The organism is Rhizobium sp. RU33A (assembly GCF_900156055.1).
Classification (GTDB): Bacteria; Pseudomonadota; Alphaproteobacteria; order Rhizobiales; family Rhizobiaceae; genus Allorhizobium.
The window spans coordinates 1,137,129-1,163,883 of sequence record NZ_FTMQ01000001.1; the positions used below are offsets into that span (position 1 = coordinate 1,137,129).

General features: G+C 63.1%; 24 protein-coding genes. 13 read left to right on the forward strand and 11 right to left on the reverse strand.

Annotated elements, in window-relative coordinates; translation table 11 throughout:
• Positions 1-7 precede the first annotated feature (7 nt).
• The 3 genes from BW978_RS05550 (at position 8) to BW978_RS05560 (ending at position 1,514) form a co-directional block, all read left to right on the forward strand.
• A complete protein-coding gene (locus BW978_RS05550; RefSeq protein ID WP_076392903.1) occupies positions 8-598 on the forward strand; it encodes a biotin transporter BioY in 591 nt (196 codons plus the stop codon).
• 26 nt (positions 599-624) lie between these two features.
• Complete coding sequence (locus BW978_RS05555; RefSeq protein ID WP_076392905.1) at positions 625-1,047, forward strand: DUF1284 domain-containing protein; 423 nt, start codon at positions 625-627, stop codon at positions 1,045-1,047.
• 125 nt (positions 1,048-1,172) lie between these two features.
• Positions 1,173-1,514 (forward strand): MmcQ/YjbR family DNA-binding protein, encoded by a 342-nt coding sequence (locus tag BW978_RS05560; RefSeq protein WP_076392907.1) that lies wholly within the window; start codon positions 1,173-1,175, stop codon positions 1,512-1,514.
• 108 nt (positions 1,515-1,622) lie between these two features.
• Here the strand turns inward: BW978_RS05560 and nadS are convergent, their stop codons facing one another.
• A complete protein-coding gene (gene nadS / locus BW978_RS05565; protein ID WP_076392909.1) occupies positions 1,623-1,913 on the reverse strand; it encodes a NadS family protein in 291 nt (96 codons plus the stop codon).
• Positions 1,910-2,260: a type II toxin-antitoxin system RelE/ParE family toxin gene (locus BW978_RS05570; RefSeq protein WP_076392911.1), complete on the reverse strand. Its 351-nt coding sequence runs from the start codon at positions 2,258-2,260 to the stop codon at positions 1,910-1,912. Before BW978_RS05570 ends, nadS begins: the two co-directional genes overlap by 4 nt.
• A gap of 247 nt (positions 2,261-2,507) precedes the next feature.
• On the opposite strand from BW978_RS05570, the gene BW978_RS05575 reads away from it, so the two are divergent.
• Positions 2,508-3,638 carry a site-specific DNA-methyltransferase gene (locus BW978_RS05575; RefSeq protein WP_076392913.1) on the forward strand — a complete coding sequence of 377 codons (1,131 nt, stop codon included), beginning with the start codon at positions 2,508-2,510 and terminating at the stop codon, positions 3,636-3,638.
• A 181-nt stretch (positions 3,639-3,819) separates the two neighbouring features.
• On the opposite strand, the gene BW978_RS05580 is transcribed toward BW978_RS05575, so the two are convergent.
• Both BW978_RS05580 and mutY read right to left on the reverse strand, forming a co-directional pair.
• A complete protein-coding gene (locus BW978_RS05580) occupies positions 3,820-4,431 on the reverse strand; it encodes an HAD family hydrolase (protein ID WP_076392914.1) in 612 nt (203 codons plus the stop codon).
• A gap of 3 nt (positions 4,432-4,434) precedes the next feature.
• Positions 4,435-5,541 (reverse strand): A/G-specific adenine glycosylase, encoded by a 1,107-nt coding sequence (gene mutY / locus BW978_RS05585; RefSeq protein ID WP_076392916.1) that lies wholly within the window; start codon positions 5,539-5,541, stop codon positions 4,435-4,437.
• An 82-nt stretch (positions 5,542-5,623) separates the two neighbouring features.
• Between mutY and BW978_RS05590 the strand changes: the two genes are divergently transcribed.
• Together BW978_RS05590 and BW978_RS05595 are read left to right on the forward strand one after the other, a co-directional pair.
• Positions 5,624-6,112, forward strand: coding sequence for a DUF721 domain-containing protein (locus BW978_RS05590; protein ID WP_076392918.1), 489 nt, complete (start codon positions 5,624-5,626; stop codon positions 6,110-6,112).
• A gap of 203 nt (positions 6,113-6,315) precedes the next feature.
• Positions 6,316-8,586: a SulP family inorganic anion transporter gene (locus BW978_RS05595; protein WP_175616845.1), complete on the forward strand. Its 2,271-nt coding sequence runs from the start codon at positions 6,316-6,318 to the stop codon at positions 8,584-8,586.
• A 6-nt stretch (positions 8,587-8,592) separates the two neighbouring features.
• Here BW978_RS05595 and BW978_RS05600 read toward each other — a convergent pair whose 3' ends face one another.
• The 3 genes from BW978_RS05600 to BW978_RS05610 are packed head-to-tail and all read right to left on the reverse strand — an operon-like array spanning position 8,593 to position 14,754.
• The gene (locus BW978_RS05600) at positions 8,593-10,827 is read right to left on the reverse strand and encodes a CHASE2 domain-containing protein (RefSeq protein ID WP_083697488.1); all 2,235 of its coding nucleotides are present in this window, start codon (positions 10,825-10,827) and stop codon (positions 8,593-8,595) included.
• Complete coding sequence (locus BW978_RS05605; RefSeq protein ID WP_076392920.1) at positions 10,824-13,346, reverse strand: FecR family protein; 2,523 nt, start codon at positions 13,344-13,346, stop codon at positions 10,824-10,826. The genes BW978_RS05600 and BW978_RS05605 overlap by 4 nt, the downstream gene beginning before the upstream one ends.
• A gap of 10 nt (positions 13,347-13,356) precedes the next feature.
• On the reverse strand, positions 13,357-14,754 hold the full coding sequence (locus tag BW978_RS05610; RefSeq protein ID WP_139330324.1) for a tetratricopeptide repeat protein: 1,398 nt from the start codon (positions 14,752-14,754) through the stop codon (positions 13,357-13,359).
• 354 nt (positions 14,755-15,108) lie between these two features.
• Between BW978_RS05610 and BW978_RS05615 the strand changes: the two genes are divergently transcribed.
• The 4 genes from BW978_RS05615 (at position 15,109) to BW978_RS05630 (ending at position 21,249) form a co-directional block, all read left to right on the forward strand.
• A complete protein-coding gene (locus tag BW978_RS05615; RefSeq protein ID WP_076392924.1) occupies positions 15,109-16,410 on the forward strand; it encodes an NAD(P)/FAD-dependent oxidoreductase in 1,302 nt (433 codons plus the stop codon).
• A gap of 10 nt (positions 16,411-16,420) precedes the next feature.
• Positions 16,421-16,774: a DUF5368 domain-containing protein gene (locus BW978_RS05620; protein ID WP_076392926.1), complete on the forward strand. Its 354-nt coding sequence runs from the start codon at positions 16,421-16,423 to the stop codon at positions 16,772-16,774.
• A 185-nt stretch (positions 16,775-16,959) separates the two neighbouring features.
• The gene (locus BW978_RS05625; RefSeq protein WP_076392928.1) at positions 16,960-17,706 is read left to right on the forward strand and encodes a DsbA family protein; all 747 of its coding nucleotides are present in this window, start codon (positions 16,960-16,962) and stop codon (positions 17,704-17,706) included.
• A gap of 78 nt (positions 17,707-17,784) precedes the next feature.
• Positions 17,785-21,249 carry a chromosome segregation SMC family protein gene (locus BW978_RS05630; RefSeq protein ID WP_076392930.1) on the forward strand — a complete coding sequence of 1,155 codons (3,465 nt, stop codon included), beginning with the start codon at positions 17,785-17,787 and terminating at the stop codon, positions 21,247-21,249.
• On the opposite strand, the gene BW978_RS23280 is transcribed toward BW978_RS05630, so the two are convergent.
• Positions 21,250-21,513: a hypothetical protein gene (locus BW978_RS23280; RefSeq protein WP_139330326.1), complete on the reverse strand. Its 264-nt coding sequence runs from the start codon at positions 21,511-21,513 to the stop codon at positions 21,250-21,252.
• Between the two features lie 104 nt (positions 21,514-21,617).
• On the opposite strand from BW978_RS23280, the gene BW978_RS05640 reads away from it, so the two are divergent.
• Genes BW978_RS05640 through BW978_RS05650 form a run of 3 tightly spaced genes read left to right on the forward strand, consistent with a single transcriptional unit; the run spans position 21,618 to position 22,732 of the window.
• Complete coding sequence (locus BW978_RS05640; RefSeq protein WP_076392934.1) at positions 21,618-21,926, forward strand: type II toxin-antitoxin system HigB family toxin; 309 nt, start codon at positions 21,618-21,620, stop codon at positions 21,924-21,926.
• A 9-nt stretch (positions 21,927-21,935) separates the two neighbouring features.
• Entirely contained in the window at positions 21,936-22,313 is a 378-nt protein-coding gene (locus BW978_RS05645) for a helix-turn-helix domain-containing protein (protein WP_076392936.1), read from the forward strand.
• Positions 22,313-22,732 carry an Ivy family c-type lysozyme inhibitor gene (locus tag BW978_RS05650; RefSeq protein ID WP_076392938.1) on the forward strand — a complete coding sequence of 140 codons (420 nt, stop codon included), beginning with the start codon at positions 22,313-22,315 and terminating at the stop codon, positions 22,730-22,732. The genes BW978_RS05645 and BW978_RS05650 overlap by 1 nt, the downstream gene beginning before the upstream one ends.
• A gap of 1 nt (position 22,733) precedes the next feature.
• Here BW978_RS05650 and BW978_RS05655 read toward each other — a convergent pair whose 3' ends face one another.
• From BW978_RS05655 to BW978_RS05665, 3 genes are all read right to left on the reverse strand, one after another.
• On the reverse strand, positions 22,734-23,900 hold the full coding sequence (locus tag BW978_RS05655; RefSeq protein WP_076392940.1) for an MFS transporter: 1,167 nt from the start codon (positions 23,898-23,900) through the stop codon (positions 22,734-22,736).
• A gap of 368 nt (positions 23,901-24,268) precedes the next feature.
• Entirely contained in the window at positions 24,269-25,582 is a 1,314-nt protein-coding gene (locus BW978_RS05660; RefSeq protein WP_076393256.1) for an enoyl ACP reductase FabMG family protein, read from the reverse strand.
• Between the two features lie 154 nt (positions 25,583-25,736).
• Positions 25,737-26,738, reverse strand: a complete 1,002-nt coding sequence (locus tag BW978_RS05665; RefSeq protein ID WP_076392942.1) for a VOC family protein — start codon at positions 26,736-26,738, stop codon at positions 25,737-25,739.
• Positions 26,739-26,755 lie beyond the last annotated feature (17 nt).

Here is a 26,755-nt window from a genome sequence, read left to right on the forward strand (position 1 = left end):
ATTGCCCATGACGACCATTCTGGCACCCGCTGGCCGCGGTTTCGATCCGCTTGGCATTTCATACCGCTCGCTTCCCATTCAGGCCGCGCTTCTCCTCATCGGCACAGGCGTGCTTGCACTCGCCTCGCAAATCTCCGTGCCCATGGTGCCGGTGCCGATCACCCTGCAGACCCTCGCCATCACCATGATCGGCGTGCTCTATGGCTGGCGCCTCGGCGCGCTGACCGTGCTTGCCTGGCTTGGCGAGGCAATGATGGGCCTGCCGGTTCTCGCCAATGGTGCTGGCGGTCTCGCACCCTTCGTCGGCCCGACGGCCGGCTATCTCCTCGCCTTCCCGATCATCGCAGCGCTCGCAGGCTTCCTCGCCGAAAAGGACTGGACGGGTAGCCATATGTTCAAGAGCTTCCTCGCCCATCTCTCCGCCAACATCCTGTGCCTGGTGATTGGCGGTGCCTGGCTTGGCTATCTCATCGGTGCCGAAAAGGGCTTGGCTCTCGGCGTCACGCCCTTCATCCTGGGGGCCGTGCTGAAATCCGCACTCGCCGCCGCCCTGCTGATGGCGCTGGCCCGCCGCAAGACGCAACCGGTCGACCTGTAAGCCTCTGACAACAGACTGAAGCACGCATGACCGTCCGGCTCCGCGCCCATCATCTGCTCTGCATGCTGACCTATGTCGGCAAGGGCTATTCGCCCCCCTTCGTTGAGAATTACGAGGCGATTGCCGCCCGTCTTTCGGCCGGCGAGGAGATCGAGCTGGTGGCGGGGCCGGACGATATCTGCGGCCCGCTCACCGCAGATCCCGGGGCTCACTGCCATGGGGCGAGCGTCATAGAGCGGGACCGGGCGGCAGCAGACGCCGTCGCCCGTCTCCTCGGCAGCCCGCTTCCGCCGGGTGCTCGCATAACGCCCTCCGCTGCTCTGCTTGCGCGTCTCAGAAAAACCTTCGCCACCGGCGAGATCCGCACTGCCTGTTCCGGCTGTGAATGGTCGGGCCTTTGCGATCATGTCGCAGACGGCGGATATCTGAGTGTGCGTGTTGCCCCCTGAGGCTGGCACCGTCTCCTTCTCCCCGCTCGCGGGGAGAGGGTGCCTGAAGGGCGGATGAGGGGCGTATCTGGACTTGATGACACGTCCCGAAACCTCTGGCAGACTTCCCGTCCGGAGGCCCCGCCATGATCACGCTCGACACGCTCCGCCAGATCATCCTTGCCCTGCCGACCACGGAGGAAATGACCTCCTGGGGTGCCGTGTCCTTCAAGGTCAACGGCAAGGCCATGCTGTTCTGGAACCCAACCCATGACTGCCCGGTCTTCAAGGTCCCCTATGAAGAGCGCGACCACCTGATCGAGATGGCCCCCGACACCTTCTTCACCACCGACCACCACCGCCCGCATCGACTGGTGCTCGCCCGCCCGGACCGCCTCGATATCGAATGGGCGCGGGAAAATCTCACCCGCGTCTGGCGGGCGCAGGCCAAGAAGGCGGTGGTGAAGGCCTGGGATGCGGGACAGTAGCGGCCCTCTTCTCCCCAACGGGGAGAAGGTGGCGGGTAAGCGTCGGATGAGGCGCGCGGCAGACGTCTCATGCACCGCAGTAGCCTTCGCCGTCCAGGTGTCCCCGGCCTAGGCCCGGGTCTGCAGCGCCTGCGCAACCATCTCGGGCGCCTGGTCAATCACCTTCAGCAGCACCAGTGCAGCCCGGTCAGGCTGGCGACGCTTCTGCTCCCAGTCCTTGATGGTGCCTGCTGGTAGGCCGTAGCGCCGCGCAAACTCCGCCTGCGAAAGCTTGAGGCGTTTGCGGATCGCTGCCACGTCGATCGTTTCGGGCACGAAGACAGCCGCAGGCTCGGCACGTCCCTCGGCAATCGCAAGCGCCTCCTCCGCGCTCTGGATCAGCTCCTTTCCGAAGCTCATGCTCTGGTCTTTCTCTGTCTGTAGGCATCGGCCAGCCTGGGAAGGATGCGCGCCAATTCGTTCTGTTCGGCCTTCGAGATGTTGCCCTTGTCGTTCTTCCCATAGATAGCAAGGGCGAACACCGGAATGTCTCCACCGCCGAAATAGTGGATGGTCCGAAAACCGCCGCGTTTGCCATGGCCCTCGCGTGCATGCCGCAGCTTTCGCGCTCCACCCGTTCCCGGCATCAGATCTCCGCCTTCTGGATCGGCTGCGATGACGGCCAAAATGTCTTGCAGTTCGTCGTCGGAAAGGCCGCATCGCTTCGCCTGCACCAGAAAAGTCTGCGTCTGGATGACGGTCTGCATGAGTTCCTATACGGCAATGCCGCCTCTCTGTCGAGCCTCTAGAGTGGCAATAGCGGATACTTTGAGTGGGGGCCGTTGGGTTTGAAACGCTAACTCGCGCGATGGTTGCTTTCAAGTGGTGTACTCCCAATCGTTCCCCCATCCCGCCCCCACACAAATTCTCACCCCCTCTTCACCCTTCAGTAACCAACTTCGGTAACCATAAGCCTCACATCCCGTGCTGCGTCAGCGTAAGAGTGAGTAACCGATGGCTTCTGTATTCCCGATTGCCGAACTCCGCCGTTCGTCCGACCCGCTTGCCTGGGTCGACAGCATCATCAAGGGCGATTGCGTTTCTGCGCTGGAAGCCCTTCCCGACAAATCCGTCGACGTCATCTTCGCCGATCCGCCGTATAACCTACAGCTCGGCGGCGCCCTGCATCGTCCCGACCAGTCGGTTGTCGATGCCTGCGACGACGAATGGGACCAGTTCGCCTCGTTCGAAGCCTATGATGCCTTCACCCGCGCCTGGTTGCTCGCCTGCCGCCGCGTTTTGAAGCCGACAGGCACGATCTGGGTCATCGGCAGCTATCACAACATCTTCCGCGTCGGCGCGACGCTGCAGGACCTTAATTTCTGGATCCTCAACGACATCGTCTGGCGCAAGACCAACCCGATGCCGAATTTCAAGGGTCGCCGTTTCCAGAACGCCCATGAGACGATGATCTGGGCCTCGCCCGATCCGAAGGCCAAAGGCTACACCTTCAACTACGATGCGATGAAGGCGTCGAACGACGATGTCCAGATGCGCTCCGACTGGCTCTTCCCGATCTGCTCGGGTGGCGAGCGGCTGAAGGGCGATGACGGCAAGAAGGTCCATCCGACCCAGAAGCCGGAAGCGCTTCTCGCCCGTGTCATCATGGCCTCGACCAAGCCGGGCGATATCGTGCTCGATCCCTTCTTCGGCTCCGGCACGACGGGTGCCGTTGCCAAGCGCCTCGGCCGTCATTTCGTCGGCATCGAGCGCGAGCAGGATTACATCGATGCAGCCTCTGCCCGCATCGCAGCCGTCGAGCCTCTGGGCAAGGTCGAGCTGACCGTCCTGACCGGCAAGAAGGCCGAGCCCCGCGTTGCCTTCAACGTTCTGCTGGAAGCAGGCCTCGTGAAGCCCGGCCAGGTGCTGACCGATGCCAAGCGCCGCCACTCCGCCATCATCCGCGCCGATGGCACGCTGACGGCAAACGGCGAGGCCGGCTCCATCCACCGCGTCGGTGCCAAGGTGCAAGGGCTTGATGCCTGCAATGGCTGGACCTTCTGGCATACCGAAGAAAAGGGTGCCCTGAAGCCGATCGACGATTTGCGCTCGATCATCCGCAGCCGCATGGGCGGCCTGGAGTAAAGACATCGGATCGGCGCCTGGCTCGCGCCGGTGCCGATTTTCATTTAGATTAGAATAGCTTCACATTCTTGTGATCAGCTTCGAGCAAGCCGAAGCTCTTAATCGGACTGCATTCGATCTCAAGGGATCGATCTGGCGCGGGCAGGGGTCCGCCAACTCCACCCGCGCCAGCGCCTTATTCTCAGGCCTTTACGCCCAGCCCCTCCAGATCCGCCTTCAGCTTCTCCGCTCCGGTAAAATGCACCGCCTGCCAGCCGGCAGCGCGCGCGCCTTCGACATTCGCCAGACTGTCGTCGATGAAAACGGAATGCGTTGGTGACAGCCCGAAATCCGCCGCGTGCCGCTCGTAGATCGCCACGTCAGGCTTGATCAGCCCCACCTCGCCTGACACCGTCACGCCGCGTGGCAGGTTGAGGAAGGGATACATCTTGCGCGCTTCGGCAAATGTGTCGGCCGCGAAGTTGGTCAGCATCGTCACGTCCCGGCCCGAATCGATAAGCCCGGTCATGATGGAAACGCTGTCGTCATAGGCATGCGGCACCATCTCGGCCCAGTGTTTGCGGAAGGCCCGGATATGCGCTTCCTTCTCGGGAAACTCTGATATCAACAACGCTTCGGCATCGGCCCAGCTGCGGCCGCGATCCTGCTCGATGTTCCAGTCATGGGTGCAGACCCGGGCGAAGAAGTCCGCCCGCTCGTTCGCGTCCGGGATGATCCGCGAAAAGGGCAGGTTCGGATCGTAATGGATGAGCACCTTGCCGATGTCGAAGACGATATGGCGGATTTCGGTCATGTCTTAGCCCTTGAGTGTTGGAAAGGCGGTTGGAATAGCGGCCGCAATTGCCTTCTTCATGACAGTTGGCAGCGCTTGCCCATCAAGTTCGGTGACGGGCACCCAGAAACCGTGATTGACGGAGGGGCGGTCGATCGGCCCGACGCGGAAGATCGAGAGCCGAAGCTCGAAATGGGTGAAGACATGGGAGATCGCGCCCGCCGCCTGCCAGTCGGCCGGGAAGGGGGCAGCCTCGATGCCCGTTTCCCCGTCCTGCCGCGAGGTCCACTCGGTCGTCGGCACCTCCGTCATCCCCCCGAGAAGCCCGCTGTCCACTCGCTTGCGCAACAGAAGTTGCCCGTCGCGATCGACCGCGATGAAGGCGGCCCCTAGTCGTACCGGCTTCTCCTTCTTCGCCGCCTTCACCGGAAAACGCTCCGGCTCATCGGTGGCGAGCGCCAGGCAGGCATCGTTGAACGGACAGAGTGCACAGGCCGGCCGCTTCGGCGTGCAGATCGTCGCGCCCAGATCCATCATCGCCTGGGCAAAATCGCCGGGTCGGTCGGTCGGCGTCAGTTCCGCAACCTTGGTCTTCATCTGCGGCTTTGATCCCGGAAGCGGCGCCTCGATAGCGAACAGCCGTGAGATCACCCGCTCGACATTGCCGTCCATGACAGCGGATGGCCGGTTGAAGGCGATCGCCGCCACCGCTGCCGACGTATAGTCGCCAATGCCCGGAAGCGCGCGCAAACCATCTTCGGTATCGGGAAACACGCCGCCATGCTCAAAGGCGACGGCTTCTGCACATTTCTTCAGATTGCGTGCGCGTGCGTAGTAGCCAAGCCCCGCCCAGGCGGCCATGACATCCTCGTTCGGCGCTTCCGCAAGATCTTTCACCGTCGGCCATCGCGCAATGAACTTGGCAAAGTAGGCCTTCACTGCCGCAACCGTCGTCTGCTGCAGCATCACCTCCGACATCCAGATGCAATAGGGATCGGGCCTCACCCCGCGCTTCGCCGCCGAAGGCGAGATGCGCCAGGGAAGTTCGCGGTGATGCCGGTCGTACCAGGCAAGAAGCATGGGAGCCGTCGGTCTTGTCGATGCTTTGCTGGGGAGTGTCACGCCGGTCATTTGCGAATAGAGGGGAGGATGGCCTATATCTGACCAAAGCAGTCGCCCGTTCAAGGGCCGATGTGAAGGATCCCCAGAGGCCATGGCCACATTCAAGGGCGCAAACCAGATTTCCGAGATCGCCAACGGCATCGTTGACCCGGTGCTGGCAAGGCGTGCGGGCATCAACACGGCGCTGCTCGGCTCCTGGGAAGACATCGTCGGCGAAGGTTTTGCCGATTGTACCCGTCCCGAAAAGATCGCCTGGCCGCGCCGCTCCGATCTGCCTGAAGATGGCGGTCACCGTCCGGGCGTGCTCACGGTCGCATGCGAAGGCGCGCGTGCGCTCTTTCTCTCCCATGCCCAGGGCGAGCTGATCGCCCGCATCAACGGCTTCTTCGGCTATCCCGCGATCGGCCAGGTGCGCATCGTTCAGAAACCTGTTTCGGTAGCGATTACCAGACCCCGCATCCGCAAGCTGGAAGGTGAGAAGGCCCGCCGGCTCGAAGCGATGATGGACGGCATCGAAAACGAGAACCTGCGCCGCGCCGTCGAACGTCTGGGCACCGCCGTCTTGCAAGCGAAACGCTAGTAGCTTTCGGTTCTCCCCTCCGGCCCCGACCCGTTGAAACCGCCGGGTTTTCCCCGTCGATCCCACCCTTTCCTGCACCTGATCCGGCCAAGTTTGGGCCGATCCGGATGGTCGCGTTGCCCGTCACGCCAGCGCCGTCTACCAGTCGGTGAGCCGGCATGTCGTCCCCGGCGGCGAATGCCTTTTCAAGAGCAGGAAAAGCCGTGAACATCCACAATCCAGCGCCCGCCCCGGATCGCAAGACCGCGGTCGATGTCGTCCCACGGCAGCGTGCATGGCGTTATCCTGTTCCGAGCGCGGCAAGGCGCTATGTCGCTCCCGTGCTGTTCGCACTGATTGCCGGCATCGATGGTCTCGGCACCAGCATCGCCTTCGCCGCGCTGATCTTTGCCGGACCGCTGGCTGCGGGCTTCTCCATGGGCGTCGGCGTCATCCTCTTGTCCAGCATCGTCATGGCTCTGTGGATTGCGCTGCGCAGCCGCTATCCCTCAAGCATCGGACAGGTGCAGGAGGCGAGCATCGCCATCCTTGCGACCGCGATTGCAACTGCGACCCTGCAGCTCGCACTGGCCCCCGAGGAGGTCAAAGTCGCCACCGCCTTTGCCATTCTCGGGTCCAGTGCCGTGGTCACCGGTGCGGTCTTCTGGCTCTTCGGTCTCTGCCGTTTCGGTCGGCTCGTGCGCTTCATGCCCTATCCGGTCGTCGCCGGTTTCCTCGCCGGCTCGGGCTGGCTGCTCATCCAGGGCGCCGTCATGATGATCATCGGCGACCGCAACCTCGTCGATCTTCTGGTCCGCCCCGAGGGCCAGCAGGCGGTCGCCAATCTCTATATCGCGGTCGTCTTCTCGATCGTCATGGTCTTTGCCCTGCGCCGCTCAACGAGCCCTTTGACCATGCCGCTGGTGCTTATCGGTGGCGGCGCCCTGTTCTACGCGATGCTGGCGGTGATCGGGGTCGACAGCGAGCAGGCGAGGGCAATGCAATGGCTGCCTGCCATGCCCTCAGGGCCGGGCTTTGCCCTCCCGCAACCGCTTGAAATTATTTCCACTGCCAATTGGTCTGTTGTCCTGCAGGCCCTGCCGGCGATCATCTCGGTCGCGCTGCTCGGCATGGTCGGGCTGCTTCTCAATACCAGCGGTCTTGAAGTTGCGACCCGCCACGAGATCGACGCCGATGCCGAACTGCGCACGACCGGCATCGCCAATATCGTCGCCGGCGGTTTCGGCGGTGCACCCGGCTTCACCGGCCTGTCGATGACGCTGCTCGCAAACCGGATGGGGGCTAAGGCCCGTTCCGTCGGTATCGCGACTGCCCTGATGCTGGCGCTGATGCTGCCCTTTGCCGGCGAACTGGCCGGCGCCATGCCAACTTTCGTTGCCGCCGGTCTTATGATTGCACTCGGCGTCGAACTGATCCAGGACTGGCTGTGGCGCACACGCACGCAACTGCCGCGCATGGAGTGGCTGGTCGTCCTCGCCATTCCCCTCGGCATGGCCGCCTTCGGCTTCATGGGCGGCATGGCCCTGGGTCTCGCGCTGTCCATCGCCAGCTTCGTCTACAACTATGCCCGTCTCTCGGTCATCCGCGTCAACGCTTCGCTACGCGAACGCAAGAGCAGCATCGACCGACCGCCGGCAGAAAACAGCCTGATCGAGCTGGAAGGCGAGCAGGTCCAGGTGCTGGAACTGCAGGAATTCCTGTTCTTCGGCACGGCGGAACAGATCATCGAGGCGATCCGCCGCCGCCAGCAGGATCGCAGCCGCCTGTCGCTGCGCTTCGTCGTCATCGATTTCCGCCGCGTCAGCGGCATGGATGCGGCCGCGGCCGCCACCTTCGTCAAGATCCGCAACCTGCTCGCCGGCAGCGAAGTCGAGCTCGTCTTCAGCAGCCTCTCGCCCGAGATCGAGCAAGCTCTGGCCAGAAACGGCATCGATTTCGTCTCCGACCCTTCCGTCGGCCGGGAACGTGACCTCGACCATGCCCTGGAGCGCTGCGAGGAACGGCTGATCGCCGCCATCAGTCGCGAAGAGACCTGGCAGGATATCGAGGATTACTTTGCCCAGACCATTGGTCCGAGCGCACGGCTGAAGGACCTCGTCGCCTCGATGGAGGAAATCCGCCTGCAGCCGGGCGATCGCTTCATCCGGGCGGGGGAACCGGGAGAGGATCTCTTCCTGCTCTGGACCGGTCGCGCCAAGGTCGAGGCCGTGCTCGCCAACGGCAAGCGCCTGCGTTTGAGAACCGTCAAGCCCGGCGTCGTGCTCGGCGAAATCGCCATCTATCGCGGTGGCGCACGCACGGCAGATGTCGTGGCCGAAGTGCCCTCGACCGTCTATCGCCTGGCCCGGCGCCAGCTGCGTTATCTCGAACAGGCAGACCCGGAGCTGGCGCTTCTCGTCCACCGCCTCTGCGCCACCACGCTCGCCGAGCGGCTGACGATTGCCAACCGCGTGGTGCAATCGCTGCACGAGTGAGAACCGTTATTTGCGGCTGGCGGTAAACACGCCATCCCAGTCTTCGGGAGCGGTTTCTGGCAGCATGGCGAGCCGCTCACTGTAGAGCCTGTGCGTGCCGGAGAGCGTGTTCTGCGGCAGTGACAGGAGGTCCTTCAGCAGGTTGCGTGCGGTTCCGAGATCGCCCGCCTGCCAGGCCCCGATGAAAGCCGCATGGGCTTGCAGCAGAGCAGCCTGATCCGAGCTCATCGTATCGCGGACACCGATCAGCACATGCAGCGTCACCGGCGCCTGCCGCCCGACCACGCGCACCCGATCGACTTCGGCGAAGACCAGCCCTTTCGTCCGCGCTCTGACATCCTCCGTCACCAGGATCGAGACCTCGTAAAGCTTGGTCATGCCCTCGACGCGCGACGCAAGATTGACACTGTCGCCGAGGCAGGAATAGCTGAAGCGTTGGTCGGAGCCGAGATTGCCGACACAGGCCATGCCGGAGTTGAGACCGATGCCGATCTTGAGGTTCATGCCGCTCTCGCGGTTGAGCCGGTCGAGCGCTGAGACCATGTCGAGCGCCGCCAGACACGCCTTCTGCGGATGCTCGGCAATGTCGAGCGGCGCGTTCCAGAAGGCCATGATCGCATCGCCTATATATTTGTCGATCGTCGCCTCGCGCTCCAAAAGCACGTCGGTCATCGGCGTCAGGAAGTTGTTGAGCAGCCCGGTGAGCTCGGTCGGCGTCATCGTTTCGGAGAGGCCGGTGAAGCCCCTGATGTCGGAGAACAGGATGGTAAGCTCGCGGTCTTCACCGCCCAGCGTAAGACCTTCCGGGTTTTCAGACAGGCGTTCGACCAGGGTCGGCGAGAGATAGCGGCCGAAGCTTTCACGCACGAAGCGCTTCTCCCGATGGGTGAGCATCAGGAGCAGCGGCAGCGCGGTCAGCAAGACTGCTCCGAGGGCAGCCATAGGCAGCAACGGATCGAAAAGCGTCAGCGCCCGGGAAAAGGCAAGCCAGGATCCACCGGCGACAAGTCCGGCCAGCAGCATACCCGTCGCCACCGAAATGGCCGGGGCGGCTGTTGCAAGGACCGTCAGCAGGATCAAGCCGACGATAACAGCTGCCGCCCGTTCTGCCCCGATCATCCAGTCGGGTCGCTGCAGGAAGACGCCGCTGGCGATCTGGTCGATGATCTCGGCATGCACCTTGACGCCCGGCATGGCGGGGTCGACCGGGGTCGCCACGATATCGCGAAGGCCGACCGCGCTGGTGCCGACCAGCAGGATGCGCCCCTGGATCAGCCCTGCCAATGTTTCGGCCTTCTCCGGATCGAAGAGATCGGCGGCGGAAATCACCGGCATGTTCGGAAGGCCGGAATAGTAGATCCAGATCTCGCCGTCGGCCGAGAGCGGCACGTCGAGCGCCCCGACCCTCAAGTCGGTGAAGGCCGAGCCGTCTTCCGTGCCGGCGGAGCGCAGGATGAAGGAGCCCTCCTGTTGTGCGATCCTCAGCGCCTCGATCGAAAGGGCCGGGTAGAGCCGGTCGCCGCTCATGGAGACGAGGGGAAAGGTGCGGATGATGTTGTCAGGCGTCGGCGGGAAGGAGAAATAGCCCATCGCGGTTGCGCGTTCGGTCAACGCGGAGAGGTTGGACAAGGCGCCTGAATAGGGCGAGAGGCGCGCCCGCGGATCGGGTCCCAGAAACGAAAATCCCGCCTTCGGCTCCGGTGCCGGCGCGGTGGTTTCGTTGCTGAGCGCGATCCCGAGCGCCACGGCATTTAAGGCGACGGCCTCGGCCAGCTGTGCGTCCGGGTCCGGCAGGTCGGCGCCGATGTCGATGGCGATCCCCTGGCGCCGCATCGCCTCGACAAGCCGCGCCGGTGCCGTCCGGTCCGGCTCGGAAAACACGATGTCGAAGCCGATGGCCGCCGCGCCAAGACCGCTTGCCTTGGTCACCATCTCGGCCACCGTGCCGCGCGACCAGGGCCATTGTCCGAGCTTACCGATCGACACTTCGTCGATGTCGATGACCGCCACCGGCGCATCAGTCGCGTCACGCGGTTTCATCACCTGATAGGTGTCGAAGACCAGCGCCGTGAGCCGAAAGGCCTGGGAGGAGAAAGCGGCGTGGCCGAGAATGACCATCATGAGCGCGGCGAGGCCGATCAGCACGACGCCGAGCTTGCGACGCTGCGAGGAAGACAGGCGGCGCGATGTCGGCCGTCCTTGTCCCTGTTCGGGTCGCAGGCCGCCGGCTGCCTTCGTCACGGAACGACGCCTGTCGTGCTGCCGGCAAAGATCCCGGTCGATGCCCAGCTGCCGTCCGTTACCGTGAAGTTGCCCATGATACCCTTGACGGGATCGGTGCCCTTGGCGGCGAAGGCGCCGGTGACGCTGCCCGAGGCAACGCCGGTCGTGATGTTGCCGCTGAAAGTCGCCGCGCCGCTCCCGAAGTTCACCCCGGCGCTGAAGCTCTTGCTGTCATAGTTGGAGACGGAAACCGTCCCTGACCGCGCGCCGAAATCCATCGTCGAGCTCATTGTCCCCGTGGCGATATATTGGGCGCTGCCATTGACGACCGTGCCGACGGCATTGCCGTTATAGGTCGCGGTGCCGGAGGTCGGCAAGGCGCTGTTCTCCGGCTGTTTGCCGATGATCCAGTTGCCGAGATGGACGGTGTAGTTGACTTCGCCATAGACATTGCGGCCCCACCAGCCCCAGGTCATGAAGTCACAGGCATTGCAGATGGCGGAGCTGGTGTTGTTGTTGAAGATCTTCGCTGGCGCCACGGCAGACGACACCATATAGGCGCCGTCCTTTGAATTGGTTCCGGCAATGAGTTGGTCGGACAAATAGGATCGATCGGCCTCTCCGTAGAATTCGGCGAAGTAGCTGCCGCTGCCGGTGCTGATGCCCCCGGTGAATGTGCCCGCAGCATTGTCGAAGTTGAGGCTGAAGGTGCCGCGCGTCGGATTGTTGCTGCCCCACTGCCGGATCACGGCGGAGGAGAAGCCGTCAACATTCCCGCTGAATGTGCGACTACCAGAAACCGTTGCCGTGTCGTCACGGTTCGCAACATGCACTTGCTCGTAACCCTGAAAAACGGGAGTAGGATCGCCGAATTCTCTTGCGCCGATCGATCCCGACCCGATCACCAGATACTCGCCGTTCGCACCCAGGAAGTGATCCTTCCCGGCGGTCGAGCCAATACTCCCGGCCTGGCCCTGACTGTTCTCGGCGAGCTCGATTGCATCGGTGCGGCTCGATCCCGCTGTCGAAGCGACGAGGCCATATCCCCCGCCGGACAAGGACTCGACGCTGCCGCTGAAGATATTGATTGCACTCTTCTGGCCGGCGCCAGTGCCGCTGATGACGAGCGAGGCTTGGAGTGCGCGTCCTACAACAGAGCCGCCGCCGTTGACCCCGCTCACGAGGAGATCGCTCACCACGGCTGCGTCACTGTCCGCGTCGAAACTACCGGTGAACGGGATCGTTGTGCCACTGCCATTCGTCAGCGCAGCAAGCAGATCGGGTTCCAGCACATACGACAGGATTTCCCCGGTCGAGAGTGTTTCCCGTGCATCGGCAGGCGTGCCGCCGATGACATAAAAGGCCTTGGGATCGTCGTTGCCGGCCGTCAGCATGTAGGTGAAGAAACCACCGCTTCCGGTATAGGCCGTACCGCTCACGGCTGTGCCGTTGACCGCGGCCGAAACGTTGCGCTCGGTGAAGACGCTGGTAGAGCTCAGCGCCGGCAGGGTGAAGCGGTTGCTGTCACCGTCGGTCCCGCTCAGTGTCCCGTCGGCCTTGCGGGTGAGTGTCCCGCGTGATGCAGTAAGCCTTAGCCCACTGGAGCCGCCACCGTCACCGCCTGTCGGCGAAAGCACGGAAACGGCGATCTCGGTGTCGGCGCCGCCGTTGCCATTATCGTTGCTGACCGGCACCTGCGGCCTCGTCCCGACATCGCGCTGCGACGCACTCGCCACCTCCTCGACCGGCGCAGTCACGACCGGACGTGGCGTCGGCACGGGGATGGCATTCTCAGACGGCAACTGGGCGGAATTGCTCTCAGCAACCGGGCTGCTGGCCACAGTCTGCTCCGTCGGCGCATTGCTCGCGCCACCGCTCTGGCCAGGCCGGCCGGCGAGAACCTGCTGCAGCCCGCTCACCCATTGCGGCGGGGTGCGCTGGACGCGCGGCTGTCCGTCGCCGGCAACGATGGAGAAGCCCTGTTTGAACAGCCGCTGCGGCGCGCCATTGCCGGTGAGCTGGACTTCCTTGCCATAGACCAGCGTCATGTGTGGTGGCAGCGGCTGGCCGTCGGACGTCTGGCCGCTGAGGTTGATGTCGACCACTGCGCCGCGAATGCCGGCCGTGCCGATCGGCGTCTTGATCGTTACATTGCCGCTCGCCTTCGATGCCTTGCCGCCGATGAAGCGCAGCGCCCCCTTGCTTATCGTCGCCGCCAGCGCAGCCGTATTCTTCTCCGGGTCATAGACGAAGCTGTCGATCACCACGGAGGAGTTCGGACCGACCGTGAACGAGGTGCCGTCGGCGAGCAGGATCTGCACGAGGCCTGCACCGCTGGTCTCGATGCGGTGATTGCGGATCACGGGGTCGCCGAGCGAGATCAGGCGCGCCTTGCCCGCGCGGTCGATGGCGCTTGCATCGGGATTGACCGCCGCAGTGACACCAGCGACATCGGTCTCCGCGCTAACGGGAGACGCCAAGACGACGAAGAGTGCCGCGGATGCGGCCAGCAGGGCATGACGGGTGTTTGGCTTCATCGTGATGCTCCTAGAACGCGGACTGGATGCCGATCGACAGTGAGATGTTGTCGAAGCTCTTGATGTCGTAGTTCGACCAGACCTTGCGGTAACCAGCCTCCGCCACCAGCGCCACGCGCTCGCTGAAGGGCATGATCTGGCGCAGGTTGAGGCTGAAGTCTGTGTCGCGCTGACGCGTCGCCGAATTGATCATGCTGTCGGGATCGTCATAGCCGCGTCCGGCCACGGCCGCTTCCACCCCGGTGATCCAGGCCGGCCCTTCGCCGAGAAGTGCGGCATAGCGATAGGTGCCGGAGATCGCCCCGCCCAGTTCGCTCGAGGAAAGGTAGCCCACCTCCGCGTCGCGCCGGCTCGCAAGAATGCGCCCCGTCAGGCTGAAGTCTTCGGTAAGATTGTGCGACCAGGAAAACTGGCCGTCGAAACGGTGGCCGGTCTGCAATTCAGCGGTCCGGCGGGACTTGGTGTTGGAGAAATCTTCATAGCGGTATTGCAGGCTGCCGGAGAGACTGTCGACCGGTGTCACTTGCCAGTCGATCGTCGTGGAGACCCCGGCGGATGCCATATACCGGTCGCCCTCGATCAGAACGCCGCTGGTGGTCAGGAGGATGGATAGCGTCCGGTCGTTAAGCCCGAAGCGTCCGAGATCGAACACCGGGCCGGCATAGGCCTCGACCGCTGCCGTGTTCAGAGTGTTGCGGTCGCGGTAGCCGGCGGTATAGCCGGAAAGGCCTGCCTCCAGCGACAGTCCCTGGATATCGGTGTCATGGCGATAGCGCAGACCGCCATTGACGAAGCCGTTGAAGTCCTCGCCGGCGACGTTCAGGCCGTCCAGAGTGTAGAAAAGGCCGTTCAGGGTCACCGTGGAATTGCCCGGGCCCGCATTGGCATTGCTCTGATAGCGGATGCCGGTCCTGATCATGCCGGAGAATTGCGAGGGGGCGCCGCGCTGGTCGATGGCCGAAAGATACTGGTCGACCTTGGCGGAGACCTCCGGCGGGATGTCGCCCGCGGCCTTCGCTCCGTCGAAATACTGCCGCGCGGTCTCGTAGGCGCCGAGCCGATAGTAGAGAACGCCGAGCTCCAGCTGGAGCCGGGGCAGGCCGGGTGCATAGATCAGCATCCGTTCGAGCGTCGAGATCGCTCCTTCCAGATCGCCGGCTTCGGAGGACAGCGCCGCATATTCGAAGGCGGTGTCGAGATCGTCGGGTGCTTCCATCATCCGGCCGAACAAGGCCTCACGCTTGGCCTCGATCTCGTTGATCGATGAGCTGCCTGTCCGCGGCGCAACGTTTTGCGATTGCTGCGCCAAGGCTCCGCCCACGGACAACGCCACGCAAAAGGCGGCAAGGGCAAGGCTCACACTATGGGCAGCGAGAGAGAAAGCCTCCCGGCTCTGCGGCAACGTCATGGGAAAAGGAACTCTGACTGTGATCGAGCTGAAAATTCTAGGGTACGTTAAGGTCTTGTTAGAATAACTGAACTGCGACTGAACCGGCCAAGTTTGGGTCTTTGCCGTCTTCATCGGCCATATGCGATGAATTGTTACAGGCCTGTTGATCGCGCGGCAATGCGCGGGCAGGGAAATCCCCGACGACAGTCTAGTTCTGGACCTTTATAACTACGTTGCATTGAAGATATGAAATAGTATATATACATTGAGTGACGATCAACGATGAGAGCTTCAGTCATAGGCGATGCTGTCCCGGCGAAGCGTCATCCAGAAGAGGCGAGGGGCGCCTGCGTCACCCCGGGGGAGGAAACAATGAAAACCAGCAGACGACAGTTTTTCGGTCTGGCGGCCGGCGGAGCGGCACTGGCCGCGGCACCTTTGCACAGCGCGACGGCACAACCCGTCAAGACCAATGTCCGCATCCTGATCCTCGGTGCGGGTGCGGCCGGAACAGCGCTTGCCAACCAGCTGTCCAACCGACTCGACGGCGCCAAGATCACCATTCTCGATCCGCGCAAGCAGCATTGGTACCAGCCGGGCTTCACGCTGATCGCCGCAGGCCTCAAGCCCGCGTCCTATTCCGTGTCCGGCACGGCCGACTGGCTGCCTGCTGGCGTCGAATGGATCGAGGAAGGTGCGGCCGAAGTCGATCCAGACGGCAAGAAGGTCGTGACGGAGAGCGGCAAGGCGATCGAATACGATTTCCTGTTCGTCGCAACCGGTCTCAAGCTCGACTACGCAGCCATCGAAGGCATGTCGCTCGACCTGATCGGCAAGGACGGCATCGGTTCTGTCTATGCAGGCCCCGACTACGCCGAGAAGACCTGGGCGGAGATGGACCGCTTCACCGACAAGGGCGGTCTTGCCCTCTTCTCGCGGCCGGCGACCGAGATGAAATGCGCCGGCGCGCCGCTCAAATACACCTTCCTCACCGAGGATTACCTGACCCGCAAGGGTACCCGCAGCAACTCCAAGATCGTCTATGCTGCCCACAACAAGGCGCTTTTCGGGGTGCCGATCGTCTCCGAAAAGGTGCGCATGCTCTATGAGGAGCGTGGCATCGATACCGTCTACGAACACGTGATGAAGAAGATTGATCCCGTGCGCAAGATCGCCACCTTCACCACGCCGGAAGGCGACAAGGAACTCGGCTATGACTTCACCAATGTCATCCCGCCGATGCGGGCGCCCGATGTGATCCTGAACAGCCCGCTCCCCTGGGCCGACAAATGGGTGGGCCAAGGCTGGGTCGAGGTCGACAAGCACACCCTGCGCCACGCGCGCTATCCCGATGTCTTCGCGGTCGGCGACATTGCCGGCGTGCCGAAGGGCAAGACGGCGGCCAGCGTCAAATGGCAGGTGCCCGTCGCGGTCGATCAACTCGTCGCCCAGATCGAAGGGCGCGAGAGCAAGGAAAGCTATAACGGCTATACGTCCTGCCCGCTGATCACCCGCATCGGCTCGGCGATGCTGGTCGAGTTCGACTACAAGGACAATCTCGTCCCGTCCTTCCCCGGCCTGATCGCCCCGTTGGAAGAGCTCTGGATTTCCTGGCTGATGAAGGAGATCGCCTTGAAACCCACCTATAACGCCATGCTGCGCGGTCGCGCCTGAGGAGGATGCCATGAAGGACATGACTGTCGGAATGATCGTCGCGGTTCTCGAAGAGATCTTCGGCCATACCCTGTTCTGGGTCATGGTCGCGGTCGCAGCCGTGATCACGCTCGCCTATCTATACGTGCTGGTCCGCGATCGCCAGGTTTCCTGGAAGAAGTTTCTGCTCGCCCAGCTTGCCATGCCGGTCGGCGCGATCGGCGCCGTCTGGTTCGTCCAGGCCATCACCCGCTCCGGCTTCGGCGACATCGGCGGTCCCGTCGATGTCATCGTGCTGCTCGGCGTCGCCGCCATGGGGGCCATCGGCATCGCGATCCTCGTCTACACGGTCCAGTCGCTGGTGAGCCGTCCTGCGGTTCGCTGAAAACGCACATTAAAGTCACACCGGACCGGCAGGCACATGACTTGCCGGTCTTTGCGTTTTTGCCGTGGCTACGGTCAAAAGGTCACGGATCTTTGATTTTTCAGGGGGGAGCCTGCCTTGTTTGGCGCCTTTTGCCGTTATAACGGTGAAGCCATCCAAGATCCTTGCAACGCAGGTAACTGACCATGTCGACATCCGAACTCTCGATCACCAAGCGCCGCCTCCTCGGCGGTATCGCCATTGCCGCCGTCGGTCTGGCACTCACTGCCTGCAGCGACGCCGAAGAGAAGGCCGCCAGTGCCGAGCCCAAACCCGCTGTCAGCAATGAGACGACCGCCTCGACGACCTCGGCCGAGATCCCGACCGCCGATCGCGACGTCGACATGGAAGAGGCATTGAAGCCCGGCCCGCTGAAGGAAATGGCGCTCGGTGACCCGAACGCGCCGGTCAAGATCATCGAATACATGTCGATGACCTGCTCGCATTGTGCAAACTTCCACGTCCGCACATTCGACGAAATCAAGACGCGCTATGTCGACACCGGCAAGGTCTATTTCGTCGTGCGCGAATTCCCGTTCCCGCAGGACACCGCATCGCTGGCGGCCTTCATGCTCGCGCGTTGCACGACCGAAGAGCGCTACTTCCCCTTCGTCTCCACGCTTCTCAAGCAGCAGTCCGCCTGGGCCGCGCCGGCCGACGGCGACGTGCGCAATGCCATGCTGCAAATGTCCAAGCTTGCCGGTTTTACACAGGAGAGCTTCGACGCCTGCTTGACGAACGCCCAGCTTGCCGGTGATGTGTCGGCAGTCCGCGACCGCGGCGCCCAGGAATTCGGTATCCAGTCGACGCCGACCTTCCTGATCAATGGCAAGGCCTATTCGGGGGACATGTCGGTTGACTCCATGTCGGCCCTCATCGACAGCATGCTCTGATCGACGATCCGTTCTGACGACGGGCGCCGGGGAAACCCGTGCGCCCGTTTTTCGTGCGTTTCTTCGGGGGAGGGGCGCATGAAATTCAACCGACTCCGTGTTGTCGGCTTCAAGTCCTTCGTCGAGCCCTCCGAATTCGTCATCGAACGGGGCCTTACCGGCATCGTCGGACCGAATGGCTGCGGCAAGTCGAACCTCGTCGAGGCTCTGCGCTGGGTCATGGGCGAGAATTCCTACAAGAACATGCGTGCGTCCGGCATGGACGACGTGATCTTCTCGGGCTCCGGCAACCGCCCCGCCCGAAACTCCGCCGAAGTCGGCCTCCACCTCGATAATTCCGACCGCACCGCACCCGCCGCCTTCAACGATGCCGATGAGATCCAGGTCACCCGCCGCATCGAGCGCGGCAATGGGTCGGTCTATCGCATCAATGGCAAGGAGGCCCGCGCCAAGGATGTGCAGCTGCTCTTCGCCGATGCCTCGACGGGGGCTCGCTCGCCCTCCATGGTCGGCCAGGGTCGTATCGGCGAGCTGATTTCTGCCAAGCCCCAGGCACGCCGACAATTGCTCGAAGAAGCCGCCGGCATTTCCGGCCTGCATTCCCGCCGCCACGAGGCGGAACTCAGGCTGCGCGCCGCCGAAACCAATCTGGAGCGTCTGGAAGACATCACCGCCCAGCTCGAAAGCCAGATCGAGAGCCTGAAACGCCAGGCTCGCCAGGCCAACCGCTTCAAGCAGCTGTCCGCCGATATCCGCGCTCATGACGCGATGCTCCTGCATATCCGCTGGGCTCAAGCCAAGCAGGCCGAAGGCAAGGCGGAAAGTGCCTTGAACCAGGCCATGTCCACGGTTGCCGAAAAGGCGAACCACCAGATGGAGGCGGCCAAGCTTCAGGCCATCGCCAGCCTCAAGATGCCGGAACTGCGCGAGGAGGAGGCGAAGGCCGCCGCCGCCCTGCAGCGCCTGCAGATCGCGCGCTCGCAACTTGACGAAGAAGCCAACCGGATTCTCCGCCGCCGCGATGAGCTGACCCGTCGTCTCGCCCAACTCGACGAGGACATCCGCCGCGAGGAGCGCCTGGTGTCGGAAAACGCCGAGGTCATCCAGCGGCTCGCCGAAGAAGAGGCAGAACTCGAGGAAATCCTCGCCGATGCCGGCCGATTTGCCGAAGAGGCGAAGGAAACCTTCGACGCCGCCGCCGCCACGCTTGCCGACAGCGAACGTGATTTCACCCGGCTCACCGCCGAACGCGCCGAAGCCGCCGCCAGCCGCAACCAGCTGGAACGCGCCATCCGCGACCTTACTGAGCGGCGCGCGCGCCTCGAACGCCAGATCTCTGACGCCTCCCGAGAACTTTCCGATATATCCGACCGCATCGCAGCCTTGCCTGATCCGGAGGAGAAGCGCGAAATGGTGGAAATCGCCGAGCAGGCGGTTGCGGACGCCGAAAGTGCAGCGATGGAGGCAGAAGCAGCGCTGACCGAAGCCCGTCGCACCGAAAGCCATCTGCGCCAGCCGCTTGAAGCCGCGCGTGCCCGCGTCAACGGGCTGGAGACTGAAGCCCGCACCATCGCCCGCATCCTCGCCTCAACGACGACAGGCGACTTCCCACCGGTCGCTGATGAACTCTCCGTCGATCGCGGCTACGAAACCGCCCTAGGTGCCGCCCTCGGCGACGATCTCGACAGCGCACTTGATCGCACGGCCCCGGCCCATTGGCACGGCAATGGCGATGGGGCAGGGGACGCGAGCCTGCCGTCCGGGGCCAACCCCCTTATCGCCCATGTCCGCGCACCCGCAGCGCTCACCCGAGCACTCCGCCAGATCGGCGTCGTTGAGGAAGCCGAAGCGCTTGCTCTGATGCCCAAGCTCGCCCCTGGCCAGCGCCTCGTCACCCGCGATGGTGCCGTCTATCGCTGGGACGGCCATGTCACCGGCGCTGATGCTCCGAGTGCTGCCGCCCTCCGCCTGGCTCAGAAGAACCGCCTGGCGGAAATCGAGCGCGAGACCGAGGAAGCCCGCGACCAGATGGTCGAAGCCGAGGATCGCTTGGCCGAGGCCGCCGAAGCCATCCGTGCCGAGGAAGCCCACCTGACCGATGCCCGCGACCGCAGCCGGCTGACGGTGCGTGGGCTGGCCGAAGCCCGGGACGCGCTGGCCCAGGCCGAACGCGCCTCGGGCGATCTCATCCGCCGCCGCGAGGTGATCGAGGAGGCGGTGAACGGCTTGAAAGCCCAGATCGAGGAGATCGTCGAGCAGGAGGAAACCGCCCGCATCGAGATGGAGGAAACGCCTGACCTCTCCGCCCTCGATGCCCGCCTGCGCGATGCCGAGGCTATTGTCGCCCGCGACCGTGGGCTGCTCGCCGAAGCCCGCGCCCGTTTCGAGGGGCTCGCCCGCGAAGACGAGATGCGCCGCCGCCGCATTCTCTCGATCCGCCAGGAAAAGCAGAATTGGCAGAACCGCGCGAAATCCGCCGAGGAGCACATCGCAACGCTGCGCGAGCGTGAGGCCGAGGCCCGCGACGAGATTACTGATCTCGAAATGGCACCCGACGAATTCGAGGATAAGCGCCGCAATCTGATGACCGCCCTCGACAAGGCCGAGAAAGACCGCCGCGACGCCGCCGACCGCTTGGTGGAAGCCGAGACCCGCCAGCGCGAGGCCGACCAGAAGGCGGCAGCCGCTCTGGCTGAACTCGCTGAAGCACGCGAAAAGCGCGGCCGCGCCGAGGAGCGTCTGGTCTCTGCCCGCGAATGGCGCATCGAAGCCGAGACCCGCATCCAGGACACGCTGAATGTCGGCCCGCACGAGGCTTTCCGCCTGACAGGCCTGAAAGATCCCTCCGAGATCGGCGACCTGCGCGAGGTCGAGCGCAATCTCGACCGGCTGAAGATGGAGCGCGAGCGGCTCGGCGCCGTCAACCTGCGCGCCGAGGAAGAACAGAAGGAACTGTCCGACAAGCTCGCCGCCCTCATCAAGGAGCGTGACGACATCATCGACGCGATCCGCAAGCTGCGTGGTGCCATCCAGAGCCTGAACCGCGAAGGCCGCGAACGCCTGATCGCCGCCTTTGACGTCGTCAATGCCCAGTTCCAGCGCCTCTTCACCCACCTCTTCAATGGCGGCACGGCCGAACTGCAGCTGATCGAAAGCGACGATCCGCTCGAAGCCGGCCTCGAAATCCTCGCGCGACCGCCCGGCAAGAAGCCGCAGACTATGACGCTGCTCTCGGGTGGCGAGCAGGCGCTGACCGCCATGGCCCTGATCTTTGCCGTCTTCCTCACCAACCCCGCGCCGATCTGCGTGCTGGACGAGGTGGACGCGCCGCTCGACGACCACAATGTCGAGCGCTACTGCAACCTGATGGACGAAATGGCCACCTCCACCGAGACCCGTTTCGTCATCATCACCCACAACCCCATCACCATGGCCCGCATGAACCGCCTCTTCGGCGTCACCATGGCGGAGCAGGGGGTCAGCCAGCTCGTCTCCGTCGACCTGCAGACGGCGGAGGCCCTGCGCGAGAGGGAACTGGTGTGATCAGCCATCGTCTTCTGGTGTTTGGATTGCTTCAGCCGGCTCGGCTGGGGCGGCAACGCCTGCCTCTCGCAGAAGCTTGCCGAATTTTCTGAAGAGGTTCGCATGCCGTCGGGCACTGCCTTCCCGATCGTTGATGGTGCTGTGAAACCAGTCTGTTTCAGGGGCGGCAAGATGAATATGCTCGGTCTTCTCATCATACCAAACTGAGATAGTGAGAGGGATCGTCTTTGTATTGCCTGCGCTCTTGCCCGATCGTCTATGCATGATTACGCTCCCGTCAGGTTGTGGTGTAGTGTGTGCACATCCATGACAATCTGCAAATGTCGAGTTTAGCTTGTTCCCAAAATGGGAACGTGGTAAGGCTTTCCATGCGTGTGATTTCTCGTTCGGCTTGGATCGATTTCTGTGAAAGCCTGCCAAGCGGCGGACGCGCTGCGGCTCGTGCTGCCCTGCAGGAGTGGCACACTGCGGTGGAGGCTGCGTCCTGGAGCAATTTCGCGGATGTGAAGGCCACATTTAACTCTGCCGACTATGTGATCGACGGAAAAATCGTTTTCGATGTCGGCGGCAATAAGTTTAGGGTCGTCGCTCTGGTCGGGTTCAGGACAAAACGAGTCTTCATCCTGTTCGTCGGGACGCACAAAGACTACGATAAAATTGACGTTGCGAAGCTTTGAGGAGCTGTCATGGACATCGGCGCTGTAAGGACTTTGGCTGATGATGCGGAATATCGCCTCGCGCTTGCGGCGATCCGCCCCTACTTCGAGGCGGAACCTGCGGAAGGTACATCGGAGGCCGCACATTTCGATGCTCTCGCTCTTCTGATCGAGGAATACGAGGATCGGCACTATCCGCTGCCGAAGGCGGAGCCTGTTGAGGTGATCAAGGCTATCATGGCCGCGAAAAACTTATCGCGAGCCGATCTTGTCGAAGTGTTGGGTTCGAAGTCTCGTGCGGCAGATCTGTTGAACGGTCGAAGGGAAATCAATCTGGATCAGATCAGGAAGATCAGTCGTGCCTGGGGTATCTCCGCTGGTGCGCTGATCGGCGATTTGGCGGCCTGATGAGCCGTATTATTTGGCTATTCGCCGTGCTCAGTCTAAGCGTCGCCCCCCTCCGCGCCCAGACCGCATCCCCCTCGCTCGCCGGCAACTACCTGCCGAGTGTGCTTGCAACCTCGCCGGCCCATCGCGACAGCCTGATGGAGATGCTCAAGGGCCAGCCGGGGCTGCCCTTCTGGGTGCGGGCCCTCGTTCGCCAGCCGCGTTACGTGGCGCTCGCCTCCGAGGAGGTCGCGGTCAAGGACAAGCGCATGCAGCTGTTCCGCGCCTGCGAGCCGCGGACCTGCGAATCGAGCTGGATCCGCGTGCTTTACTCCGAGGACGGCAAGCGGGCGCTGCTTTACGTCTCCGATGCCAAGCTCGGCATCAAGATCTTCGGCGATCCGACACCGGAAGAGCTGACCTTTCTGACGCGCTCCTGAATCAAGCCGGCACCTTCTTGCGCCTCGCCGGTCCGACCGGCAGCGCGCCGCTGGCGAGGATAGATCCGAGCACCAGTGGCAGGCAGACGAGATAGGCGTTGCGGATACCGAGGGCCTCGGCCACGAAGCCGAGCAGTGGCGGTCCGAGGAAGAACACGACAAAGGCCATCTGCGCGATTGCCGCGACATTGATCACGGCTGGGCGATCGGTGCGCTGGGCCGCGGCCGAGACCGCCATCGGATAGACCGCGCTGCAGCCGGCACCCATCAGAGCGAAGCCGAGAAGGGCAAGGGCCGGGGACGGCGCAATCCAGGCCATGGCGATGCCCAGTGCCGCGACCGAAAGCAACACCCGCCCGACGAGGCGTGCCCCGTAGCGATCGACGACGGGATCGACGGTCAGGCGGGCCAGCGCCATGAAGAAGGCAAACAGCGTCAGTCCCGAACCCGAGATGAAGGGCGAGACGTCGAAGACCTCTTCCATATAGATCGTCGACCAGTCGATGCCGGCCCCTTCGATCAGGAAGGCCGAGGTGCCGATGATGCAGAGCGGCAACAGCGCCAATGTCGGCAGGGCAAAATGCGGTGCCTTGTCCTCAGCGCCTGCGGCGGTGAGGACAGGTGCATTCTTCATGCCGGCGATTGTAACAGCACCGATGACGAACATCAGCCCCAGCAGCAAATGCATATGCACCTGCATCGTCACCCCCGCCTGCCGGACCAGCGAGGCTGTGATCGCCGTGACGAAGAAGCCGAGGCTCCAGCAGCCATGCGCGCGGTTCATGATGCCGAATCCGGCCTGCGCCTCGATCCGTCCGATCTCGACATTGAGGCAGATCTCCAAGGCGCCGGCGAGAAGTCCGACGGCAAAGAGCGTGGCAAAGACAAAGGGGGCGGACGGCAGGAGCGGGATGAGCGACAGCAGCGCCATCACCCCGAGCAGGGAGATCGCGAGCGTCGTGCGCGAACCGAGCCTAACGATCAGCGGGGAGGAGAGGGTGAGCGAAATCAAGGACCCGATCGCCATGCCGATCAGCGTCAGCCCAAGTTCGGCCTTGTTGACCCCAAGCTGCAGCTGGAGATCCGGCAGTCGGGAAAACAGCGATCCCGTGCACATGGCAAACAGAAAAAAGGCGATATAGACGCCGTACTGCGGCTGGAAATGCATCTGGGAGACTCGATTTGTCTGATGACCAGTCATCTGCGTGCCAGCACTGGACGCCGAAGTCCAGCCGTCCCGGAAGCCGATCGGTTCGCCCCCGGAAATGGCTCTGTCTCGACGGGGCCGTGCATGGTCACTGGCTGGCACTGCCGGGCCCACACCCGCCGTCATCTTCGGGCTTGTCCCGAGAATCTGCCACGGGTGATCAAGAAGGGGAGACCTCAGGGAAGGCCCTAAATGTCGAGTACATAGCAGCGACAGCAGATCCTCGGGACAAGCCCGAGGATGACGATCCCTCGAAAACAAAAATGCCGGAAGCAAGCCTCCGGCATCTCTCTATTGGCTACTGCCTATTCGCTATTCGCTTCGCGCGCTCAGCCGGCCTTGTTGATCTGCCGTGCTACCATGTCGTGGTTCAGCCAGAGCACCGGCGCAGACGGGTTCGCCATTTCGCCATAGATTAGCGCGCCGGTTGCTTCGACCACGAGCACGCTCAGATAGTCCGAGATCAGCGCCTTGCCGTCCTTGTGCATCTGCGCAATCTCCTGCGAGGTGCCGATGGTGATGTCCGACTGGCCCTGGCTGTTGGGCATCGGCCATTTGTTGAAGTCGTAGAACGGGATCATCACGTCGCTCGCCTGGAAGTCGGCGATCTTCTGCAGAACGTCATCGACCGTCGCACCCTCGACGAGCAGGTTCTCGCAATCAGCCCAGATCTTCTGCGCCCGTGCGCCACCGTTCTCCTTCTTCAAGGCCTTGAGCAGCGGCAGAAGCGGCAGCTCGATACCGGCGAAGACGTCGGACGAGTTGGTGCGGATCTCGGGGCAGTTGAAGACAGTGGCCTTGATGCCGCAAGCATAAGCCTCTTCGGCGATCGCCTCGAGCTTCATCTTGGCATAGCCCTGGGTGTAGTTCGTATAGGTCTGCCAGCGGTATTCGTCGCCGATCAGGATGCCCGTGCCGTGATAGCCGTAGGCCGAATACCGCACCTGGCCGCCGCTCTTTTCGATGCGGTTACGGATGGCAGCACTGCCCTCGATCAGGTGACGGAAGGTGTTGGCGGAGACTTCGTCGAAGTTCTGCAGGATCAGCTTGCCGAGATCGCTGTCGAGCAGCACCTGCGAGGACATGTGGCGCGCGCCACGGCCCTTGTAGATGCGGTTGGCAAGAACGAGGAAGACCTTGGCCTTCGGAATACCGCCGGCCATGGTATGCGCGAAATGCACGTTCTTGCCGTCGGCGATCATGCCTTCCAGCTCGCCCATGATCTTGGCAACGGCATCCTGGAAACGCGACACGCCAACCTGGCGGCACTTTTCGATATGCGCCCAGTCGAGCTTTTCCGTTTCCCAGTTTTCCAGCGTCAGCGAAGCAAGCAGGTCCGTCGGCGTCTTCTCGCCTTCGGGCGCATCGAGATCGAAGCCGGCCATGGCGGGAATGTTGATGATCCGGCCGCCGAGATTGGCTTCCGCCTGAGCAAGCTCTTCGTCGGTCAGCGGACGCAGTCTGTTGTTCTCGTCACGGCGACCAACGGTGATCCCGATGATTTCCATGCCGGCCTTCTTGGCCTGGTCGAGCAGGCCAGTGACATAGCCACGACCGAACAATTCGCCGAAGAGAACGAAGACGTCGCCCTTCTGGTAAAGGTTGTTCTGCGGGATCTCAGTCAGTGAAACCGGGCTGGTCAGGGTCATTTTTGATTCCGGATTACAATTTACTAGAATGCCACCTAGCAAACGCTGGCCCGGAGCGCATCACCCTCAATTGATTTGTCTGGTCATTTTGCGTGACCGTTTATTGCATTGCGTGATGACCCTGTAACATCAGCAGGGTCCTGGCGCGTCAAACTAGCAGCAGCCGAACCCTCGTGCCCCAGGGATCCAGTGCCTCGAACCCGCCTTCGATGGCGCTGACAGCAAAGCCCTTCGCCTGAAGATCTGCGCGGCGCCCTTCAAGGATCGACTGGTCGGTCGTGTGTAGCGAGAACCAGTCGAGCCCGGTCATCTGGTCCTGGCGCGGGCCGGCATCCCGGCTTTCCCAGACATTGGCGCCGATATGGTGGTGATAGCGGCCGGACGACAGAAAGGTCGCGCCACGCTGATCGCTGCCGGCCACCACGTCGAGGCCAAGCGCATCGGCATAAAAGGCGCGCGCCGTTTCCAGCCCACCGACCCTCAGATGGATATGACCGATCCGCAGCGAAGCGGGCGCGGTCGTATATTCGTCGCGGTCGGTGCGCGTCTTCGTCTTGAGGAAGATGTCGTCGATATCAAGTTCCTTGCTTCCCATGGTGACCGTGTTGCCCGCCCAAAGCCAGGTTTCCTGCGGCCGGTCGCTATAGACCTCGACGCCATTGCCCTCGGGATCCGTCAGATAGACCGCCTCCGACACCGAGTGGTCGGCAAAGCCGGTCAGCGGAATTTGGCTGCGGGCTACATGCACCAGCCAGCGGGCGAGATCGGCACGGTCCGGCATCAGGAAGGCGGTGTGATAAAGGCCCGCCTGACCCGGCGTCTCGGGCGTCGCATCCGGCCGGGCCAGGATATGCAGGAGTGGCGTCCCGCCGGCCCCGAGCGTCACGGCATCGGGCGCATCCGTCAGCACGTCGAGTCCCAGCATGCTGGTATAATAGGCCTTGAGCCGCGCGACATCCTTTGCCCGCAGGCAAACCTCGCCGACATGCACGGGCCGCGTCAGAGCGAAAGGCAGCTGCGGCGTCTGTGCGGCCGGAAGCGCGGTCTGGCTCTCGATCCCCTCGGCCTTCAGCGCGCCGGTCAGCGCCCCAGTCAGTGTTGCCGTCCCGGCCAGCCGCAAAAGCTGGCGCCGCGTCCAGTGAACAGTCATTGCAATCCCCTAATATC

Coding starts and splice junctions, on each gene's coding strand:
- BW978_RS05590 (WP_076392918.1), top strand. CDS start 5,624: ATGGCCACATTCAAGGGCGCAAACCAGATTTCCGAGATCGCCAACGGC.
- BW978_RS05630 (WP_076392930.1), top strand. CDS start 17,785: ATGAAATTCAACCGACTCCGTGTTGTCGGCTTCAAGTCCTTCGTCGAG.
- BW978_RS05665 (WP_076392942.1), bottom strand. CDS start 26,738: ATGACTGTTCACTGGACGCGGCGCCAGCTTTTGCGGCTGGCCGGGACG.
- BW978_RS05615 (WP_076392924.1), top strand. CDS start 15,109: ATGAAAACCAGCAGACGACAGTTTTTCGGTCTGGCGGCCGGCGGAGCG.
- nadS (WP_076392909.1), bottom strand. CDS start 1,913: ATGAGCTTCGGAAAGGAGCTGATCCAGAGCGCGGAGGAGGCGCTTGCG.
- BW978_RS05605 (WP_076392920.1), bottom strand. CDS start 13,346: ATGAAGCCAAACACCCGTCATGCCCTGCTGGCCGCATCCGCGGCACTC.
- BW978_RS05555 (WP_076392905.1), top strand. CDS start 625: ATGACCGTCCGGCTCCGCGCCCATCATCTGCTCTGCATGCTGACCTAT.
- BW978_RS05650 (WP_076392938.1), top strand. CDS start 22,313: ATGAGCCGTATTATTTGGCTATTCGCCGTGCTCAGTCTAAGCGTCGCC.
- BW978_RS05610 (WP_139330324.1), bottom strand. CDS start 14,754: ATGACGTTGCCGCAGAGCCGGGAGGCTTTCTCTCTCGCTGCCCATAGT.
- BW978_RS05640 (WP_076392934.1), top strand. CDS start 21,618: ATGCGTGTGATTTCTCGTTCGGCTTGGATCGATTTCTGTGAAAGCCTG.
- BW978_RS05580 (WP_076392914.1), bottom strand. CDS start 4,431: ATGACCGAAATCCGCCATATCGTCTTCGACATCGGCAAGGTGCTCATC.
- BW978_RS05645 (WP_076392936.1), top strand. CDS start 21,936: ATGGACATCGGCGCTGTAAGGACTTTGGCTGATGATGCGGAATATCGC.
- BW978_RS23280 (WP_139330326.1), bottom strand. CDS start 21,513: ATGCATAGACGATCGGGCAAGAGCGCAGGCAATACAAAGACGATCCCT.
- BW978_RS05620 (WP_076392926.1), top strand. CDS start 16,421: ATGAAGGACATGACTGTCGGAATGATCGTCGCGGTTCTCGAAGAGATC.
- BW978_RS05550 (WP_076392903.1), top strand. CDS start 8: ATGACGACCATTCTGGCACCCGCTGGCCGCGGTTTCGATCCGCTTGGC.
- BW978_RS05560 (WP_076392907.1), top strand. CDS start 1,173: ATGATCACGCTCGACACGCTCCGCCAGATCATCCTTGCCCTGCCGACC.
- mutY (WP_076392916.1), bottom strand. CDS start 5,541: ATGACCGGCGTGACACTCCCCAGCAAAGCATCGACAAGACCGACGGCT.
- BW978_RS05570 (WP_076392911.1), bottom strand. CDS start 2,260: ATGCAGACCGTCATCCAGACGCAGACTTTTCTGGTGCAGGCGAAGCGA.
- BW978_RS05625 (WP_076392928.1), top strand. CDS start 16,960: ATGTCGACATCCGAACTCTCGATCACCAAGCGCCGCCTCCTCGGCGGT.
- BW978_RS05655 (WP_076392940.1), bottom strand. CDS start 23,900: ATGCATTTCCAGCCGCAGTACGGCGTCTATATCGCCTTTTTTCTGTTT.
- BW978_RS05575 (WP_076392913.1), top strand. CDS start 2,508: ATGGCTTCTGTATTCCCGATTGCCGAACTCCGCCGTTCGTCCGACCCG.